Annotated in this window: 14 protein-coding genes; 12 read left to right on the top strand and 2 right to left on the bottom strand. The window is 49.7% G+C overall.

All coding sequences use genetic code 11. From position 1 onward, the window contains the following. Positions 1 to 7 precede the first annotated feature (7 nt). Positions 8 to 1,027 (bottom strand): UDP-glucose 4-epimerase GalE, encoded by a 1,020-nt coding sequence (gene galE / locus LH51_RS03780; RefSeq protein ID WP_036519864.1) that lies wholly within the window; start codon positions 1,025 to 1,027, stop codon positions 8 to 10. 319 nt (positions 1,028 to 1,346) lie between these two features. On the opposite strand from galE, the gene LH51_RS03775 reads away from it, so the two are divergent. The 3 genes from LH51_RS03775 to LH51_RS03765 all read left to right on the top strand — a co-directional run bounded on the left by LH51_RS03775 (position 1,347) and on the right by LH51_RS03765 (position 6,323). After that, positions 1,347 to 2,831, top strand: a complete 1,485-nt coding sequence (locus LH51_RS03775) for a Fic family protein (protein WP_036519862.1) — start codon at positions 1,347 to 1,349, stop codon at positions 2,829 to 2,831. Positions 2,832 to 2,895: 64 nt separating this feature from the next. Then, on the top strand, positions 2,896 to 4,944 hold the full coding sequence (locus tag LH51_RS03770; RefSeq protein WP_036519860.1) for an Ig-like domain-containing protein: 2,049 nt from the start codon (positions 2,896 to 2,898) through the stop codon (positions 4,942 to 4,944). 80 nt (positions 4,945 to 5,024) lie between these two features. Continuing rightward, positions 5,025 to 6,323 carry a hypothetical protein gene (locus LH51_RS03765; protein WP_036519858.1) on the top strand — a complete coding sequence of 433 codons (1,299 nt, stop codon included), beginning with the start codon at positions 5,025 to 5,027 and terminating at the stop codon, positions 6,321 to 6,323. 56 nt (positions 6,324 to 6,379) lie between these two features. Here LH51_RS03765 and LH51_RS03760 read toward each other — a convergent pair whose 3' ends face one another. Then, positions 6,380 to 6,964: a VPLPA-CTERM sorting domain-containing protein gene (locus tag LH51_RS03760; RefSeq protein WP_036519855.1), complete on the bottom strand. Its 585-nt coding sequence runs from the start codon at positions 6,962 to 6,964 to the stop codon at positions 6,380 to 6,382. A 477-nt stretch (positions 6,965 to 7,441) separates the two neighbouring features. On the opposite strand from LH51_RS03760, the gene LH51_RS03755 reads away from it, so the two are divergent. The 9 genes from LH51_RS03755 (at position 7,442) to LH51_RS03730 (ending at position 18,162) form a co-directional block, all read left to right on the top strand. Further along, positions 7,442 to 8,098: a hypothetical protein gene (locus tag LH51_RS03755; protein WP_036519853.1), complete on the top strand. Its 657-nt coding sequence runs from the start codon at positions 7,442 to 7,444 to the stop codon at positions 8,096 to 8,098. Then, on the top strand, positions 8,068 to 8,241 hold the full coding sequence (locus LH51_RS24640; RefSeq protein ID WP_081960645.1) for a VPLPA-CTERM sorting domain-containing protein: 174 nt from the start codon (positions 8,068 to 8,070) through the stop codon (positions 8,239 to 8,241). Before LH51_RS03755 ends, LH51_RS24640 begins: the two co-directional genes overlap by 31 nt. A 165-nt stretch (positions 8,242 to 8,406) precedes the next feature. Next, positions 8,407 to 8,964: a VPLPA-CTERM sorting domain-containing protein gene (locus LH51_RS03750; RefSeq protein WP_036519851.1), complete on the top strand. Its 558-nt coding sequence runs from the start codon at positions 8,407 to 8,409 to the stop codon at positions 8,962 to 8,964. Between the two features lie 334 nt (positions 8,965 to 9,298). Beyond that, the gene (locus LH51_RS24000; protein WP_327124195.1) at positions 9,299 to 9,688 is read left to right on the top strand and encodes a hypothetical protein; all 390 of its coding nucleotides are present in this window, start codon (positions 9,299 to 9,301) and stop codon (positions 9,686 to 9,688) included. Beyond that, positions 9,685 to 10,899 carry a phosphoglucomutase, alpha-D-glucose phosphate-specific gene (locus LH51_RS23375; RefSeq protein ID WP_327124193.1) on the top strand — a complete coding sequence of 405 codons (1,215 nt, stop codon included), beginning with the start codon at positions 9,685 to 9,687 and terminating at the stop codon, positions 10,897 to 10,899. Before LH51_RS24000 ends, LH51_RS23375 begins: the two co-directional genes overlap by 4 nt. Positions 10,900 to 11,154: 255 nt before the next feature. Beyond that, the gene (locus tag LH51_RS20380; RefSeq protein WP_144244162.1) at positions 11,155 to 11,535 is read left to right on the top strand and encodes a retention module-containing protein; all 381 of its coding nucleotides are present in this window, start codon (positions 11,155 to 11,157) and stop codon (positions 11,533 to 11,535) included. After that, positions 11,418 to 15,566, top strand: coding sequence for a DVUA0089 family protein (locus LH51_RS03740; RefSeq protein ID WP_036519847.1), 4,149 nt, complete (start codon positions 11,418 to 11,420; stop codon positions 15,564 to 15,566). Before LH51_RS20380 ends, LH51_RS03740 begins: the two co-directional genes overlap by 118 nt. Further along, positions 15,563 to 16,372: a DUF5801 repeats-in-toxin domain-containing protein gene (locus tag LH51_RS03735; protein WP_327124210.1), complete on the top strand. Its 810-nt coding sequence runs from the start codon at positions 15,563 to 15,565 to the stop codon at positions 16,370 to 16,372. Before LH51_RS03740 ends, LH51_RS03735 begins: the two co-directional genes overlap by 4 nt. After that, a complete protein-coding gene (locus tag LH51_RS03730; protein WP_036519842.1) occupies positions 16,354 to 18,162 on the top strand; it encodes a type I secretion C-terminal target domain-containing protein in 1,809 nt (602 codons plus the stop codon). Before LH51_RS03735 ends, LH51_RS03730 begins: the two co-directional genes overlap by 19 nt. Positions 18,163 to 18,242 lie beyond the last annotated feature (80 nt).

Here is an 18,242-nt window from a genome sequence, read left to right as displayed (position 1 = left end):
GCATGTTTTATTTGGAGAAACCTTGCGGATTCTGAGTTTGCCAGCGCCAGGTGTCTTCCAACATGGCGTCGAGTGGGCGTGTGGCTTTCCAGCCTAATTCTTGTTGTGCCTTGTCGGCATTGGCCCAGAAGGCAGGCAGGTCGCCAGCGCGGCGTGCTGTGATGCGGTAGGGCAGTGGTTTTTGCGCCACTTTTTCAAAGGCCTTGACCATGGTCAGTACGGATACTGGCTGGCCGGTTCCCAGGTTGTAAATATGTAAGCCCGGGGTTGTCAGTTTCTGCATGGATTGCAGATGCCCCAGGGCCAGGTCAACCACATGCAGGTAGTCGCGTTCACAGCTGCCATCTTGTGTCGGGTAGTCGCCGCCATAGATGGACAGTTCGGCCAGGCGGCCTATGGCGACCTGGGCAATGTAGGGCAGCAGGTTGTTGGGTATACCTTGAGGGTCTTCCCCTAACAGCCCGGACTCGTGTGCACCAATGGGGTTGAAATAGCGCAGCAGTACAATAGACCATTGCGGATCGGCGATTTGCAGATCGGTGAGCAGTTGTTCCACCATCGCCTTGGAGGTGCCATAGGGGTTGGATGTTTTACCGCGGGGCTGGGTTTCCACATAGGGGATGCTGGCGTCTTCACCGTATACTGTGGCTGAAGAGCTGAAAATCAGCTTGCGCACACCGGCTTTGGCCATGGCCTGACACAGCACCAGTGAGCCGTAGACATTGTTTTCGTAATAGCGCAGCGGCTGCTGCACGCTTTCGCCCACGGCTTTGAGCCCGGCGAAGTGCAGTACCGCATCGATGTTGTATTGGCTGAACACCTGATCCAGCAGGGCAGCATCACGGACATCACCCTGAATAAAGTGGGGTGCCTTGCCGGTGATCTGTTCAATACGTTCCAGTGCAACCTGGCTGGCGTTGCAGAGGTTGTCTAACACCACCACGTCATGCCCTGCCGTGAGCAGTTCCACTGTGGTATGTGAGCCGATATAGCCTGCGCCGCCGGTTACCAGTACCGTGTCAGTCATTCCGCATCCTTTTGCCGTTGCTTCCATGTTGGAAAGTTCAAGCAGTTGATTATTTTAGTATTAGGGTTTGAAAACAATTGTACTACAGGACAAGTGTTGTTCGCTCGCGGAGCGAGCTCCTACAGGAGGGGTGTTGTAAGGTGTGTGTGGGAGCCTGGTCTGTGGGAGCCCGGTCTCCGGGCGAAGGTTGTTCGCTCGCAGAGCGAGCTCCTACAGGGGGAGTAATCGACTACAATTCGCTATTTTGTTTGTTAATCGACTGAAGTTCACCTATTCTGATGCTTAATCGACTCAAATTCGTATCACAATGGGTGCCCTTATGGCTGATTTGTTCTTTGCCAGAGATGTGGCAAGCTCTAAAGCACTATCCAAACAGGTTCAGAAAGGCCAGTTAATTCGGATAAGGCAAGGGATTTATACGGATGCATCTTTTGATGAAATAGAGCCACTGATTAAGCTTCGCTGGGCCGATATAGTCAGTTTCCTTAAACCGGATGCTATTTTAGCTTATCGGACGGCATTCGAAATGACGCCTGTTGATGGTCAGGTATTTGTTGTTGCTGATACTAAATCAAGATACAAAATCGCGGTAGCTTCTTCACTTGTTATTCATGTATTACCTGGAAATACCCAGGTTATGACCACGCGCACTTTGGCTCAGATTCAGAACAGTAACCCAACACGCCAATTGTTAGAGAACTTGTTGCCGAGTCGTAAACAGGGTGGTGTTGAGAAAAGTTTGGGTGCTTCATGGGTCGAGGACAGGCTGTGTAAAATCCTTTCAAGGCGAAATGGTGAGGCTGAACTCAATAGGATACGTGATGAAGCCAAGGCATCGGCTCAAGCCTGTGGGTTGGAGTCTGGTTTAGATCCTCTCGTGAGTATGATTTCTGCTCTGTTAGCATCGCGCCCTGCTGAGGGTGTATTAACTTCAGAGCTTGCAATCGCAACAGCGCGTAATGAGCCTTATGATCAGGACCGCGTTAATTTATTGAAGCAACTGTCCCTGTTTCTAAAGCAGTGCACATTTACTCATGTGGCCTACCAGTATAATCAAGCTTCATGGCGAAATTTTGCTTTTTTTGAGAGCTATTTCTCCAATTATATTGAAGGCACGGAATTTCGGCTCGATGAAGCCGAAAAGATCATTTTCTCTAAGTCTATGATTGTGAATAGACATGCGGATAGCCATGATGTTTTGTCGGTCTTTAATCAGGTGAGTGACTATCAAGAGATGTCGCGTACTCCTGGTTCGGCTAGTGAATTTATTCAGATTTTGCAGGAAAGGCATGCTGATCTTATGGCTGAGCGTCCAGACAAACATCCTGGACAGTTAAAAGAAATGGGTAATCAGGCTGGGGGAACGGTTTTCGTATCACCAAAGGATGTTATTGGCACGCTGACTCAAGGGTTTTCGTTATATCAAAACCTGCCGGTTGGCATGCCACGGGCAATCTTTATGCAATTTTTAATCGCAGAGTGTCATCCATTCGATGATGGAAACGGAAGAGTGTCACGGATTATGATGAACGCTGAGCTGCATGCGGATGAGCAGTACAAGCTACTTGTGCCAACGGTGCATCGTGAAAGCTATCTTAATGGGCTTAGACAGGCTTCGCGTGAAGGCCGTTTTAAGACATTGGCAAAAGTGTTTTATCAATTGCAGCACTACAGTGCTTCCATCGATTGGCTGGATTACGGTGAGGCTCGCGATCAGCTTGAAGCGCATCAAGCACACCTTCATCCAGATCAAGGGATTGCTGAGTTCAATCGACATATAAGACAGTTTAAATTTACCTGTTGATTTCCGGTCATGTAGGAGCCCGGTCCCCAGGCGAATGTTCGAATTTTAATAGGAATCAGATTACATGCTGAAATACAAAGCCCTCATCATAGCTGTTCTCTTGGGTATGATGATCCCTTATGCCTATGGCGACAGGCGGGAGATAAAGGTTGATTTGCAGGTGACCACCGGGTCTCAACCAAGTGTACGGCTTTCCTGGGATCAGCAGCCGGGGTCTGCAGCGGAGATGCAGGTCACGGTCTATCGCCGGGAACTGGGTGTAAAAAGTGGTTTTTGGCACGGCAATGTTTGGGATGGCAGCAAGGCCAGAAATTTCAGTGAAATGACGCTGTTTGAAGAACTGGCTGTCTTGCCGCCATCAGTTACTCGGTACACCGACTCTGATGTAGTGACGGGCAAGCATTATGAGTATCGTGTTCATCGTCCAGCCTTGGCGAGCCGAAAATACGAGCAGGCCGCCACCTATGCAGCTGTTAGTATGGATGCACCCCTGGAAGATCAGCCTGGCACCATTTTGTTGGTGATTGATGAAACCCTTGCAGATGAAATGGACCTTGAGCTGCGTCTACTGGAGCTGGACCTTGCCGGAGACGGCTGGGGGGTGACTCGCCTGTTAACCCCGCCGCACAACCAGGGTGATCATCAAGTCCTGTATAGCCGCATACAGGAGGCCAGTCTGGCTGATCCTGACATTAAAGGTTTGTATCTGTTCGGTAAGGTGCCTGTCGCACGCTCTGGCTTTTCTGCACCGGATGGCCATAGAGATACCGCGCATGAAACCGATTTGTATTATGCGGATCTGCAGGGTAACTGGCTGGATATTCTGCGTTTTTCAGATGCGGATAATAATATAAAAGGCGATGGTAAGTTCGATCACACCGGTCTTCCCCGGGCTGTAGATCTGATGGTTGGGCGGGTGGATTTATCGCGATTAAATGCGGTTCAGAAAAGTGAAGTTGAGCTGCTGCGTGACTATATCCATAAAACACATGCGTGGCGTAATGGTGATCGACAGGTTCCTTATCGTGCCTTGCTAAACAGCGGCCACCTTTTTCAGGAGCATAGCTGGGCGAGAACTCTGTTCGGGGCAGGTAACGTTAATGCTGCCAGTTTTCAGCCGGAACTCAATACGGAAGCCTATCTGTGGGCAATGAATTTTGGTCACTATAGCGGTTCCAGTAGGGAGCATTATGGTGATGTGAATAACCGTGCGCTGTTTTTCCTGAACTTTGGCAGTGGTAAGCAGAAGTGGCACGGAAGAAATAACCCTATGCGTATGTTGTTGGCGCAGCCGGACTGGGGGTTGGCAGCAGGATGGGGTGCAAGACCAGCATGGCATATGCACCAAATGGCTGCTGGTTGGCCGGTGGGCCGGTCACATAAACGCACGGTCAATAATGCCCACAATGGTGGTGAGTTTTTCCCTGGTGGTCGATATTCACATCTTGAAAGTCAGGTGCATATCAATCTGATGGGCGATCCGACTTTACGCTTGCATGTGTCTCAGCCGCCCCGAGGGCCTTCGGTGTCTCGTGTTGCAGGCTTAGCGACCTTGACCTGGCAGGCACCTTCCGCCAATGAGCCGATTGGCTACCATATCTATCGATCTGATAAGGCGGCGTCAGGGTATCAGCGACTGACTGAGTCGATGCTGGCAGCAGATGAGTTGCAGTTTGTCGATGGGGGTGCACCTGAAATAGGGGAGGTGTATTACCAGATTCGGGCCGTTCATAGTAATGAAACCCGCAGTGGTGTTTATGAACTTGCCTCCCGGGCGGCGTATGTCTGGCTGGCAGACGGCGCGAATAGCTATACATCACCCGTCGCGCCTCCACCTGCGGATCATTTTGCAACTTCCGAGGTACCTTTGCCGCTGGATATACCGGGTGCAGATGACGCTTCGGCTATGCATGTGGTGATCCTTGAACACCCAGAGAATGGCTTGATCCGTTGGGAAGAGGGGGAACCGGTTTATGTGTCTAATCCTGGTTTTGTTGGCACAGACAGGATGGTGTATCGCTTGTTTGATGGGGTAGGGCAGAGTGAAGCCGCCACCCTTGAAATTAATGTTAATCGCCCGGAGACCGGGCTCCCACAAGATGAGATGATGTAGGAGCTCGCTCCGCGAGCGAATTCGATCACCCGGAGACCGGGCTCCTACAGGATGAGATGATCTTTTATAAGGAGTTTTGCATGCTGCGTTGGATTTTGTACAGCCTGGTTGGTTTTGTTGTTCTTGTATTGGTTAGCGTTGAGGTTGTACTTGATCACCAACCCTTTATAACTGAATTGGGTGCGCCGACACCTGAAGATGTTCAGTATACGCGTGGCTTTGTTGAGCATATACGTGCCGTGACCGAGGGGCGTGCAGAGGCTGATGAAGTTGTTGTTATAACTGAAGCTGAGGCAAATTCACTGATGCGTGTGGGGACGCGTATGTTGCCGAGAGGTAGTGGTCGTGTGACATTGACTGATGAGGTTGTCTGGGTTGAAGGTTCTCTTCAGGTTCCCTGGCCACTGGGGTCACGTTGGATCAATGTTGCCGCTGCTGTTGTCCCCTTTAAGGATCAGCTTTCTTTAAATCATCTTATTGTAGGGGGTATCAGGTTACCTCCTGATCTGGCGCTGGATATTGGGCGATTTGGCGCTAATGTGCTATCCGGCAAACAGCTTGGCTCTATTATTTTGGGTGCCGCTTCAGAGATGCTGATTGAAAATGATGCCATGGTGTTTAGTCTGGCTTTATCACCTGATGACCGAGGCGATGCCCTGGACGGTATTTTTGGTGTGCTAAGGGGCGGCGAAATGCCCAGCTCAGATCTGTTTGTGGAATACTATGTTGCACTGAGAGATTCGATGGAAACAGGTGAGCTTCCGCAAACCGGAAGTTTCGCTCCCTATATCCGCTATGCCCTTCAAGCTGCACTTGATGGTGATGAGGATGTATTGCTGGCAGACAGGTATACCGCTTCCATGCTTGCATTGACCTGGGCGTGTGGCTCTGTACATACCGTAATGTCTATAGGGCGTCTGGGCGCTGTCCCCGATGAATCTGAACAAGGTTGGAAAAACACTTGTAACAGGCTGACTTTTCATGGCCGTGAGGACTTGCGCCGCCACTTTATAACGGCAGCAGCTATTCAGGCTATTAGTAATCGGGGTGTTTCAGTTTCTGCAGGTGAGTTCAAAGAGTTACTTGACTCAATAGGCTCCGGGCGTCATTCAGGTTTCGATTTTACTGATATTGTGGCAAACAACTCCGGAATCCGTTTATCCAATCGAATGATGGCTACATCTGCGGATCAGTGGCCTAAGTTGCTTGAATTGATTCAGACCGATGCTGACCTTGTTACAAGTTTGGATGGTATACCCGAAAGAATGCCGCGTGAAGAATTCGAACGACAGTATGGTGATGTTGATAGTGACGAATACGCAGAGATGATTGAGCGTATAGAGGCTCGTATTGGACGTTTACCTTTGCATGCTCTGTAGATATTTCAGGAAGGTAATCGCCCGCAGCCGTGCGGGCGGTGTGTTCAGAAACAGGATCAGGCTTTACGGGCCGCTTTACGACGGATGCCAATAACACCTGCTATACCAGCCAGGAACATCCAGGCGGCAGCGGGTAAAGGCACTTCATTCACACTAATGGCGTTGAGTGCCCAGTGTTGACCATTTCCAATGACGTTGGAGGCTCGCAAAAAATCATTGCCTGTGGCGATACTGAAACTTGTCAGCCCCAGCCAGTTGGCCTGGAAGACGCTGGCGGCTGTATCTACAAACAGTTGAGCTGTATTAGTCAGGACGGCGCCACTATAGCCACTGATTGTTAGAGTTTGTGAGCCCCATGCGCCTGCGATAACAAAACTGTTCAGATCAAAGGTGCCTGGGCTGTTCCAGTCGAAAGTTGTTAGAGGGGCTGCATTACCATTGTAGGCGATATAGGGTCCCCCCGTAGCGCTGGACACACTTGCATAGCCGCTGTTGGTCAGACCGGAGGCTTCAGTGTTATCCATATAAAAGCTTGGGCTTAAGGTGAGCTGAGAGCTGCCACCTGCATTGAAATGAATAGTCGCGGCCTGTGTCAGTTGGCTGGCACAGAGTAGCAGTACTGCTATAAGCATCGTTCTCATGATGTGTTCCTCATTCATGATAGATTTTATTGTGATCAATCCCAGGTGTTTACTGCACATTTTCCGTGGACTGAGGCTCTTGGATCGGTTGAGCCGAACTGATTATTACAGATGCACAATATTTAAACAAATGTTTCTCTAATGCTATCTGGTTGTAACTTTTTGTTTTTAAATGCCATGTTTTGGTTTTTGTTAGATTTTTGTATAAATGAAAGGTTTAGTAAGAAAATTACTATTAATTTCATATTGGTGTTTGAAAAGTATTGTACTACGGACCGATGTTTGAGCTTATGTTATTGTATATAGTTGGCTTAGATCAGTAAGCCGATAGGAAGTGTTTCGGATATTCGTTTGAATTATTCAAACATGTGATTGAAATTTGTAGCAGGAAAGTTGCTGGCCAGTGTAGCGACCCATAGGGTGGCACTAGTCAGAACCTGCTGATTGATTAGTGAATTATAAACAAGGATACATTTCATGAACAAAGTTATTCAGTTGGCGGCAGCAGCTGCTCTGGTTTTCTCTGTAGCGGCCCCGGTATCGGCGGCGTCTATTGGTTTGAGTTTTACGGGCGGTAATTCAGGTGCCCACAACTCTCTCACATATAACTATGGTGATGATCAGTTAACAGTAAGTGGTTATTCTGGTTTTAATAGCGGATCTATCTCTGGATCTTCTGTGCAAACCTGGAATGGCTGGGGACTGGGTATGCCAACTAACAATGCAGTCAATAGCAATGGCGCGCATCGTGTTTCAAATAACGAAGTTCGATACCGTGATGGACGCCGTAGGGTAACAGAGCGTCAGTACCAGATGGTTATGTTTGACTTTGGTCGCGAAGTTTCTCTGGATAGTTTCACCGTAGGTGATGCGGTCTACACGAACAATAACTGGGCTAGCGTTCTGGCGTATACAGATACGGCTCCGCTGACCACGTTGAATGGTAAGAAATGGTCTGATCTGCTGACAAGTGGTTTTTCAACTGCTGGTGATGCGGACACCTATACTGGTGTTACTCAGGGAACTCCGAAACTGGTTGAAGGTGGCCTGACATCCCAGTATTGGTTGGTGGGTGTTTATAATGCCGTCTTCAGTGATAGCCTCTGGGAACTTATGACGAAGGGTTTAAGCTGACGGGTCTCAGCTTCTCTACCGTTGATATAACCGAAACACCGCTTCCTGCCGCAGCCTGGTTGTTCCTGACTGGCCTGGCTGGCATGGGTTGGGTGAAAAAACGCAAAGCCAAGCGTGAGCAGTTGGCTTTAGCCGCCGCGTAATTCTTCGCTGTAGGAGCCCGGTCCCCGGGCGATTGTTTTTCTGTGGGAGCCCGGTCTCCGGGCGAATGCTCTTCGCTCGCAGAGCGAGCTCCTACAGCGATGCTCCTACGGGTGGTGTATGTTGTGGGAGCCCGGTCTCCGGGCGAATGCTACTAGGGTAATAAAATGAAAAAACTAGTTGTTTTGATGGTTATCAGTGTGTGTCTGATGGCGGGTAAGCTCTTTGCAGCACCTGTTCCGAGCAATACGGGTGGTTGTTCGGGCTTTAGCTTGTCTGGTGGGGATTGCTTGTTGTCGGGATCCACCAAAGGCTCGGCAGGGACCAATCTGACCAGTAATGCTGATAATAATGGCTTTCTTATTAATCCTGTCGGTGAAGGTTACACTTATGTAACTAAATTCGAAGGTGGTAATACGATTTGGACCAGTCGGCGCGGGGTGACTACTATTACCCTTCCTGAGTCGATTAGTTCTATGTTTTCTCAGATTGCTATAGGTATCAAGCAAGGCCCAACCTGGGCGGTGTTTATGATTGATACGGCTCTGGGTAGCTATGAGTTTAATCAGAATGACATCTCTAATGTAACCTTTTACAGTACTGATAGTCTGTCCGAAGTACCACTACCCGCCGCTGCCTGGTTGTTCCTGACTGGCCTGGCTGGCATGGGTTGGGTGAAAAAGCGCAAAGCCAAGCGTGAGCAGTTGGCTTTAGCCGCCGCGTAATTTTTTCCCTGTAGGAGCCCGGTCTCCGGGCGAAGGTTTTTCGCTCGCGGAGCGAGCTCCTACAGGTGGTATATATTTGTGGGAGCCGGTCTCCGGGTGAATGTTTTTCGCTCGCGGAGCGAGCTCCTACAGCGAGCTCCTACAGTGGGCTCCTGCAGGTTGTATACAATCTATGTGCATTGCAAAATAAATAAATTTTTCTAACGTTTGTTAGAGACATAGGACGTTCATTTTTGTAGTCTAGAATCAGTTTTTCTGAAACTAAAAACTTCGCGTTTTACTGGCCGCAGAGTTATGGAAGCGCGTGCAGTGACTATTGAAAAGGGAATGTTCTATGCAAGCACTATCAATATCTACGCTGGTTTCAGCGTATTTTCAGAAAGTACCTGATCCCGGTGTGGCAGCTCAGCGAGTTGCCTTTGGTACATCCGGGCATCGTGGCACATCGCATAATGCGTCGTTCAATCAGGCGCACATCTGGGCAATCACACAAGCTATTATTGAATACCGCACCGCAGCAGGCATCTTTGGTCCTTTATATCTGGGTATCGATACACATGCGCTGTCAGAGCCTGCTTATGGCAGTGTGATTGAGGTTTTGATTGCACAGGGTGTAGATGTCTGTGTGCATCCAGAGGGTGGATACACGCCAACTCCGCTTATTTCCCATGCTATTTTGCAGCACAATTTGCATCAGCCCGAGGCTTTGGCTGACGGATTGTGATTACGCCTTCGCATAATCCGCCGGGTGATGGCGGGATTAAGTACAACACACCTGATGGTGGTCCGGCGGCTTCTGAGGTGACGCGTGAGATTCAGGATCGTGCCAATGTGTTGCTGGAGAAGGGGCTTAAGGAGATTAAGCGTGTCTCTTCAGAGGTGGCGCAAAACGCTGTACGTGCGTTTGATTATGTCGGGTTGTATGTATCCCATCTTCCTGAAGTGATTGATATGGCGGCGATTGAAGGTTCCGGTTTGCGCATTGCCGTTGATCCGATGGGTGGAACGGCGTTGGAAGTTTGGCAGGCGATAGCGCAACGCTTTAAAATCAATCTGACTATTGTGAATGAAAGCCAGGATCCTACTTTTGCTTTTATGCCCCCGGATCATGATGGCCAGATTCGTATGGACTGTTCCAGTCCGCAGGCGATGGCAAACCTGCTCAAGCTAAAGGATCAGTTTGATCTGGCGCTGGCTAACGATCCTGATGCGGATCGCCATGGTATTGTTGATGCTCAGGGCCTGATGAACCCAAATCACTATCTGGCGGTCGCGGTCGACTACTTGTTGACGCATCGACCTCAGTGGGATGAGAGTCTGGCTGTGGGTAAAACCCTGGTGAGTTCGTCCATTCTGGATAGAGTCGTCAGCAAGCATGGTCGTGTGCTTTATGAAGTACCCGTCGGATTTAAGTGGTTTGTTGAGGGGCTGCATCAGAAGCGCCTGGCTTTTGCGGGTGAGGAGAGTGCTGGCGCCAGTTTTCTGACCATGGCTGGTGAACCTTGGTCAACCGACAAGGATGGCATCATTCTGTGTTTGCTGGCGGCTGAAGTGTTTGCTGTAACCGGTAAGTCGCCGAGTCAGTATTACGCTGAGTTGACTCAAACCCTGGGTCTGCCACATTACAAGCGTATTGATGCACCGGCCACTGCCGCTGAGAAAAAAGTGTTGGGTTGGTTGCAGGCTTCGCATATCCGCTCTTCGCACCTGGTGGGTGAGCCGATCACCGATATTCTGGTGAAGGCTGCCGGTAATGCTGAGTCTATTGGTGGTGTGAAGGTGATGACCGTCAATGGTTGGTTTGCCGCCCGTCCCAGTGGTACTGAGTCAATCTATAAAATTTACGCTGAAAGCTTTGTGGATCAGGATCATCTGGATCAGTTGGTGAGCGAAGCCAGGGTTATTGTGGATGACATGTTGTCTAATCTGGCGTGATTAATCGCTATGCCAAAAGCCCGCTCTGCGGGTTTTTTTGTGTGCAAAGAAAAAACACTTAATAATCATAGGTTAATAATTCAAACATATTTGGATTGTCTAAATCTAGCTGTAAGCCTCATGTTTACTGGCAATGTACTTCAGTACAATACCATTATTCAAACCCGTGCCTATAATTAGTGCATAGAAAGGACTCCTCAAAATGAATTGAAGCTAGAAAGCTTCTGCAGTAATTATAATTTAGAGGTAGCTATCATGAGCCCCCAAGTCGCAACCATCGTAAGCCTTACTGGTGAAGTTTCTGCTCGCGCAGAAGATGGCACTATACGTGTACTGACACAAGGAGATGCCCTCTTTGCGGGCGAAGTCCTGATTACTGCTGATGGATCTCAAGTTGTTTTAGATTATGGCAATGGTGAACTTGTCAGCCTGAACGGTCCGCAAAGTTTACAGTTGACGGAAAACCAGATCACGGCATCAGCCCTGAACCGGTTGAAAGCGAAGTTACAGATCCGAGTGTGGATGCGATCCTTGCGGCCTTGGAGGGTGATGGTGATCTGTTGGATGAGCTGGAAGCACCAGCTGCCGGTGCCGAAGGCGCACCCGAAGGCGGCGGTGGCTCGTTTGTCCGCTTGATGCGAGTTTCTGAAAGTGTTGATCCTTTGGCATTTCAGTTTGAACAACAGGCTGTCACCAATTTTGATGCACCTATTGGCGATGCGGGTGTTGGTGCAGCGGCTGAAGAACCTGTCAATGGACTGCCCAGCGCCGGTGACGTGACCATTGCGGTCGATGAAGATGATATTGCCTATGAAAGAGGACCTGATTTTTGGGAAACCTCATGGTTTGATGCTTTTGCCAACAGTATAGATTTTCCGGGTGGTCTCTATCATAACGGTAATAATGATGGAGCCTTTGGTGATGACCTGCCACCGAATTCACCCACAACAATGGTTGGCACCCTCGACTTTTCCTATGGTCCTGACGGTGTTGGCAGTCTGACTTTTAACCTGCCCACTGAAGATTTGACATCTGGCGGACAAGAGTTGCAGTACTGGTTGTCTGAAGACGGAACTACTCTGGTCGGTTATGTCGGACAGATTAATGAAATCCCTGTCCAGGGTGATTTTCCTTTTGAGGGTGAAAACCCTTCTCAGGGCGATTTTCCTTCTCAGGGCGAAGAAGGCTCTTCGGTCAAGGTTATTTTCTCGGCAGAAATTACTGACATTTTAACGGGTGGCTATTCCTTCACACTTTACGGCCCTCTCGACCATCCCGATAACAGCACTGAAGACAACATTCAGCTGCCCTTGTCATTTACCGTAACAGACAGTGATGGTGATGCGGCTACCGGTACTCTTCTGGTCAATGTTGATGATGACAGTCCGGTGATGACTGCTGATGGCACAGAAGTGGAGATGCCAACACTGACCGTGGATGAGTCTCCAGTTGGCAGTGGTGATGCAGATGGTTCTGGCATTGTCGAAAATCCACAATCACTGGCTAATCATAACCTTGCCAGTGCTATCAATCTGGACGGCCACTTCACTCTGGGCACTAATCCTGATGTCCAGGATTCGGAGAATACCCCCTTTGTTTCCATTCATGCTACCGGTAATAATGCGGCAGACTACTATGCCTTCACCGTTACCGAGCCGGGTAGTACCGCGGTGTTCGACGTCGACTATGGCAGAAACCACGGAGGCAGTTTTGATCCCTATATCCATTTGTGGAATTCGGATGGAACCCGCATAGCCTATAATGATGATGCTTCGACTGCTCTGGGTGATGGCGGTAGTAGCCATGCTTTTGACTCCTACCTCACCTATACTTTCGCCACCCCCGGTACTTACTATATTTCTGTTGGTCAGTTCCCTGGTGGCAGCAACCCGGATAACCCGATTCCGACCGGTGGCACCTACCAGCTTCAGGTTTCATTGACCAACGCCGTTGTGGGTGGTGCTGATGGCGTCTGGACCACCTCCGCTGATTTCTCCGGTAACTTCGATGTAGCTTATGGCGCTGACGGCCCCGGTAGTGTGAGCTATGCGCTGTCACTGGCTGGCGAACAGATGGGTTCCGGCCTGTTTGCTCTTGATCCGGAAAATACTACCGAAGGTGAATTGGGTCAGGGTGCCGAGATCATGCTGAGCATGAACGGCGATACTATTGTCGGTATGGTTGGTGACACTGAATACTTCCAGATTGCCGTCGATGGCGATACCGGTGTGGTCAGTTTTACCCGTTTTGAAAACGTCTGGCATTCCGATACCTCTGATCACGATGATGCAGCCTGGCTGAATGCAGCTGTGGGCAGCATTCTGCTGACAGCGACTGCAATTGATGCAGATGGTGACACCTCATCTGCCAGCCTCGACCTGAGTTCCGAAATTTTCTCGATTGAAGATGATGGCCCGACTGCTGCTTTGGCAGAGGGCCTCGAAGTTATGCCCCAACTGGTGGTGGATGAGTCTGCTTTACCCGATGGTGGGGATGGCATTCGCAGTGATTCCGCCGACTTTTCGGTCTACTTTGCCACAGGTGACGATATCGACTTCGGTACCGATGGCTCTGGTAGTGTGAACTATGCCTTTGTATTGAATACAGGCGAAGGTGCAGAGAGTGTTGGTAGTGGTCTGTTTGCGCTGGATTCGACGGATACCAGTGACGCAGATGGTGATGGCATCGGACAGGGGGATGAAATCCAGTTAAGTGCCAATGCAGCTGGCACAGTAGTGACCGGTAGTGTTGGTGAGGTGGTTTACTTCACGCTGACCCTGGATCCTGAATCTGGTGAAATTGAATTCGAGCAGTTTGCCAATATCTGGCACAGTGATACTGCTGAGCATGATGATGCTGAAACACTCCTGCTGGAAGAAGGCACTCTGCTTCTGCAGCAGACCGTAACAGATGCTGATGGTGACAGTGATAGCGTTGAGTTCGATCTGGGTGCGGCCGGTGCCTTCAGTATTGAAGATGATGGCCCGACTGTAACTATTGAGCCAGCCGTTAGCTACACACTGGCTATCACCAATTATGGTGAAACCTCAGCGGGTTACAACAACAGCTTCGGTTATTACATCAAGGATGCAGATGGCAACCCCACAACAGGTGCCGTGGTATGGGATAATGTTAAAAACTTTACCGACAGCAGTGTGACTATTACGGGTTACACACCGGATCAGGTAGGCTTTTTCATCCTTCCAAATGGTGATCGTCTCAACGGTAGCCTGGAGCCAAACACTGAGGTGGTATTTGTTCAGGATGGCTCGGGCAATTGGCAGGCGGTAACTACCGGCGGTACAGAGCTGGTCGGGCAGGGAACCAACGTGCTGTTTGATGTCGGCGCACTCAATGCCGATGGGCTTGACCATGTCCAGGACAATGCTAAACCAGGCAACCTGAACTGGGAGGATCTCCATGGTGGTGGCGACAACGATTACAACGACGTCAATATCGGTGTTGTCTGGTCGTCTAACCTGCCTGTGCTGACTACCCAGGATGCTGAAACCATCGGAGATCTTACCGATGAAGCAAGTGCCGCTTTTGCTTCCTTCTTTACGCTTGTCAGTGATGCCGGCACCGATGGCCCTGGCAGTGAGTCCCTGGCTTACAGCCTGTCAGTGACTAATTCCGACTCCGGCTTGAGCAGTGCTGGTCTTGCCATCACCTTGTTCCTCATTGATGGCAAGGTTGTGGGTTCTACAGCCGCCGCTATCGGTGATGTAAATACCGAAAACACGGTGTTTGATATCAGCGTGGATGCCGGTGGCAACGTTAAACTGACTCAGTATGCCGAACTTGATCACGTCGGTGAAAATGCCGACGGCGATGCATTCAATAACAGCGCTAACCTGCTTGGCTTGCCAGAAGGTACTATCGCTCTTACTGCTGCAGCTAGTGTGACTGACGCTGATGGCGACGCTGCCAACGCAGCGCAGACTCTGGACATTAGTAGCGCGTTTAATTTTGAGGACGATGTGCCTTCGATCGATGCTCAGACACGGGTCGAGTTACTAAGTGAATCTTTCGAGACTTTCTCTGGCACCAATGGTTGGGCTGTGGTGAAAGGCGATAATGGAACTATTATCGGTAACAACGGTGTTGTGTGGACGGTCAATTCCGCAGGTATTGAAATTCAGGCAGGAAACACTGGGGGCAGTACTGCGTCCGATGGAAACTACCATGCTGAGCTTGATCCTTACAGCAATGACGGTAACACAACGCTTTCAACTGTTGTTGAACTGCCTTCCTCTGAGGTGACACTGAGTTTCGACTATAAGCCAAGACCCGGCCATGTCGCGGACAGCGATATGAAAGTTTTCTTGGGTGATTTGGAAATCATTATCGACGCCCAGTCAGATGGTAGTATTGCGATCAGCTCTCCTGACAATGTTGCGGTTGAGCAGAATCCAAACAATAACGGTTGGACCACTATTTCGCTTACTTTTAGCGGCTTGGCAGCGGGCTCAACTCCGCTTAGCTTTGTTGGTCTCGGTTCCGATGATAGCTATGGCGCCTATCTCGATAATATCAACATGTTTGCCGATACGTTTGGGTTAGCTGTTGATGAATCAGATCTGGACACAGATGCCACAGCGAACGTTAGCAGTTTCTTTGAAGGTGCATTTGGCGCTGATGGCGCTGGTGACATTGCTTATACCTGAACCTGAATCAAGGTGCATCGGGTCTGGTTGATACTGCAACTGGCAATGAGGTTTTCCTTTTCCTGGAGAATGGAATCGTTGAAGGTCGAGAAGGTGTGAATGCCATCGCCGCTGAAACTGGCGCGGTTGTGTTTACACTCGATGTTAATAGTAGTACGGGTGAGGTGACCCTTGATCAGATCAGAGCTTTAATGCATTCTGATGACACCACACCAAATGATGCTGTCCTGCTTACAGCAGGCTTGGTAGACCTGGTGGCTACTATCACTGATGGTGATGGTGATAGTAAATCAGCCAAAATTGATGCCAGTGCAGCTATTCGTTTCTATGATGATGGCCCATCGGCTGAAAACTTTGTCTATGGTAATGATGTGGCTGTTGGTGTTAGTGATTATGTGCTGGCAGCTGACGCGGTTGCCGCTCTGGGTATTGATGTGGGCTCGGATGGCTATCTGAATGGCAGCCTGCAAGGTGCTGTTCAGTTCAGTGCGGGTAATCTGGGTGGTAGTCTTTCAATTGGTGCCTCTGGTGAGTTGTTGTATACGCCACCAGACGCGCTGCAGCAAAGTCAGCAAGAAACCTTCAGCTACACAGTTGTTGATGGTGATGGTGATTCGGTCCAGCGCTCTGTATCTATTGGTCTGGTCGAGAATACACCCCCCATGGCTGATCCAGTTTTGACCAACGCCAGTGTCGCTTTCGGTAGCCTTCCTGCAGGTTTACCAGAAGACGCTGTATTCGTTAAACAGTTTAGCGTGGGTGGCGGGTTGATTCGGCTGAAGCAGGCTTGTCATCACCCTCTGTAGCGGAAACGGATGCGTCTCTGGGTGGTCAGGATCAGGAAACTCTGGAGTCCAATCTGGTATTCCAGGTTACCGATCTTCCGACTTACGGTACCTTGTATCTGAATACAGGTAGCGGCTATGTGCCCTTTGATGCAAGTGATCTGGCTGGCAGCACGTTCTCAGACGATGCTGACCTTTATTGGGTCGCTACACCGGGTGACTTACAGTCGGCTCTGTCTGATCAACCAGCTCTGTCTCTGAGTGGCAACTCACTGTCTGGTTGGCAAGCACATGGTGTAACGCTTCATGGCTATACCATGGATGGACAGAGCGATGCATCTACATTGAAGTTCACCTCTGAAGGTGTGGGTATTGATGGCAGCAGCTTTGGTCAGGAGCAGGTTCCTAACCAGCTTGGCTATCGTGATGGTAATTCAGAGACTATTATCCTCGACTTTGCCAATCCGGTCGGTGAAGCCGAGATTGCAGTTGGCCGATTGATCTTTAATGAGCATGAAGTAGGCCGTGTAGAAGCGTTTCTGAATGGTACTTCTGTTGGCAGTTGGACCTTTACCGGTAGCAGTTCATCAGCATTACTCAGTGGAGCACTGATTGACTTTACGCCATCATCTGGTTTCGATACGTCTAAAGGAACTGGTAATGGTAGTGGTGCATTTACGCTGAGTGGCGTGGTATTTGATCAGTTGCGCTTTACTGCAACCGAGTATGGTGACGGCGGTAGCGCTAATACAAACGACAGCAGTGATTATTTCTTGCAGAGCGTCAGCTTTAAAGAGATCCCATCGGCTGAGTTTCAGTATCAGGTGACCGATGAGGCTGGTAATGCCAGTGATCCGGTGATTGTTCAGATAGACATGCTGACAGACACTTCAGTTCCGGATAGCGTACCTTCTGACTGGACTGATGATACGCCTCCTGCTGATATTATTCTGGGTGCATCTGCGCACAACAGTGGTAATGGCCAGGGACAGGGCAACTCTGGCACCTATGCTAATCAGGGCCAGAGTGGTCGCTTGGATAACGATGCGATGACTAAAGGTCCTCATTTAGTGACTCTTAGCACTGAAGGTTTCCTTGCTGTAGACCACAATGGCAATGATAACCCTGCCATGATTGAGCAGCCTGAAGCCTTGTTGCTGCAGTTTAAAGAGGGACTGAACAGCATTCGCTTTGAAGTGCAAGGTGATCTGGGTAACTCTGCAACCTTCTCGCTGTTTGATGCCGACGGGAACCGTATTGGTGATCCGGCAGCACTTGAGCTCATGGATGACGGAACGTTGGTATTTGAGTCATCAGACTCCTTTAGCTATCTGGCTATTGATGGGTCACAAGGCTCATCCTTTGCCATCAAGCCAGTGGGTTACAGCTATACCAACACAGATGGCGAAATTGTCGGTAGTACTGGCGATGATTATCTCTTTGCAACAGATGCCGATGATGTTCTGATTGGTGGTACTGGCGCTGATACATTCAAGTGGACGCTGGATACCCAGGGTGGTGACGATGTTGTCATGGACTTTAATGTGGCAGATGGGGATGTATTGGATGTCGCCGACCTTCTTCAGGGTGAAGAGCATGGAGACCTCACTGATTATATCAGTGTGACTGAGTCTGCTGAAGGTACATTGATTGAACTGACACCACAGGGTGATGGCTCTGGTGCAACTCAATCCATCATGCTGGATGGTGTATCCTTTACCGATCTGGGAATTGATACCGGCACCATGACCACTGATGAAGCCATTATCGACCACTTGGTTAACAGCGGCCACATCAACATCGACCAGTAGAAACCCGGTCCTCGGGCGATTCTGCTCTTTGTGGGAGCCCGCTCTGCGGGCGATCTATCCCATCTTTCGCTCGCGGAGCG

The sequence above is a fragment of the Nitrincola sp. A-D6 genome (assembly GCF_000764495.1).
Lineage (GTDB): Bacteria > Pseudomonadota > Gammaproteobacteria > Pseudomonadales > Balneatricaceae > Nitrincola.
Note: the sequence above shows the minus strand (reverse complement) of the source record. Positions and strands in the feature narration are given on the sequence as shown.

Bases quoted from the DNA above. Each gene is read 5' to 3' on its own strand.
- LH51_RS03765 (WP_036519858.1), top strand. From the start codon at position 5,025: ATGCTGCGTTGGATTTTGTACAGCCTGGTTGGTTTTGTTGTTCTTGTA.
- LH51_RS03755 (WP_036519853.1), top strand. From the start codon at position 7,442: ATGAACAAAGTTATTCAGTTGGCGGCAGCAGCTGCTCTGGTTTTCTCT.
- galE (WP_036519864.1), bottom strand. From the start codon at position 1,027: ATGACTGACACGGTACTGGTAACCGGCGGCGCAGGCTATATCGGCTCA.
- LH51_RS03770 (WP_036519860.1), top strand. From the start codon at position 2,896: ATGCTGAAATACAAAGCCCTCATCATAGCTGTTCTCTTGGGTATGATG.
- LH51_RS03750 (WP_036519851.1), top strand. From the start codon at position 8,407: ATGAAAAAACTAGTTGTTTTGATGGTTATCAGTGTGTGTCTGATGGCG.
- LH51_RS03760 (WP_036519855.1), bottom strand. From the start codon at position 6,964: ATGAGAACGATGCTTATAGCAGTACTGCTACTCTGTGCCAGCCAACTG.
- LH51_RS20380 (WP_144244162.1), top strand. From the start codon at position 11,155: ATGAGCCCCCAAGTCGCAACCATCGTAAGCCTTACTGGTGAAGTTTCT.
- LH51_RS24000 (WP_327124195.1), top strand. From the start codon at position 9,299: ATGCAAGCACTATCAATATCTACGCTGGTTTCAGCGTATTTTCAGAAA.
- LH51_RS03775 (WP_036519862.1), top strand. From the start codon at position 1,347: ATGGCTGATTTGTTCTTTGCCAGAGATGTGGCAAGCTCTAAAGCACTA.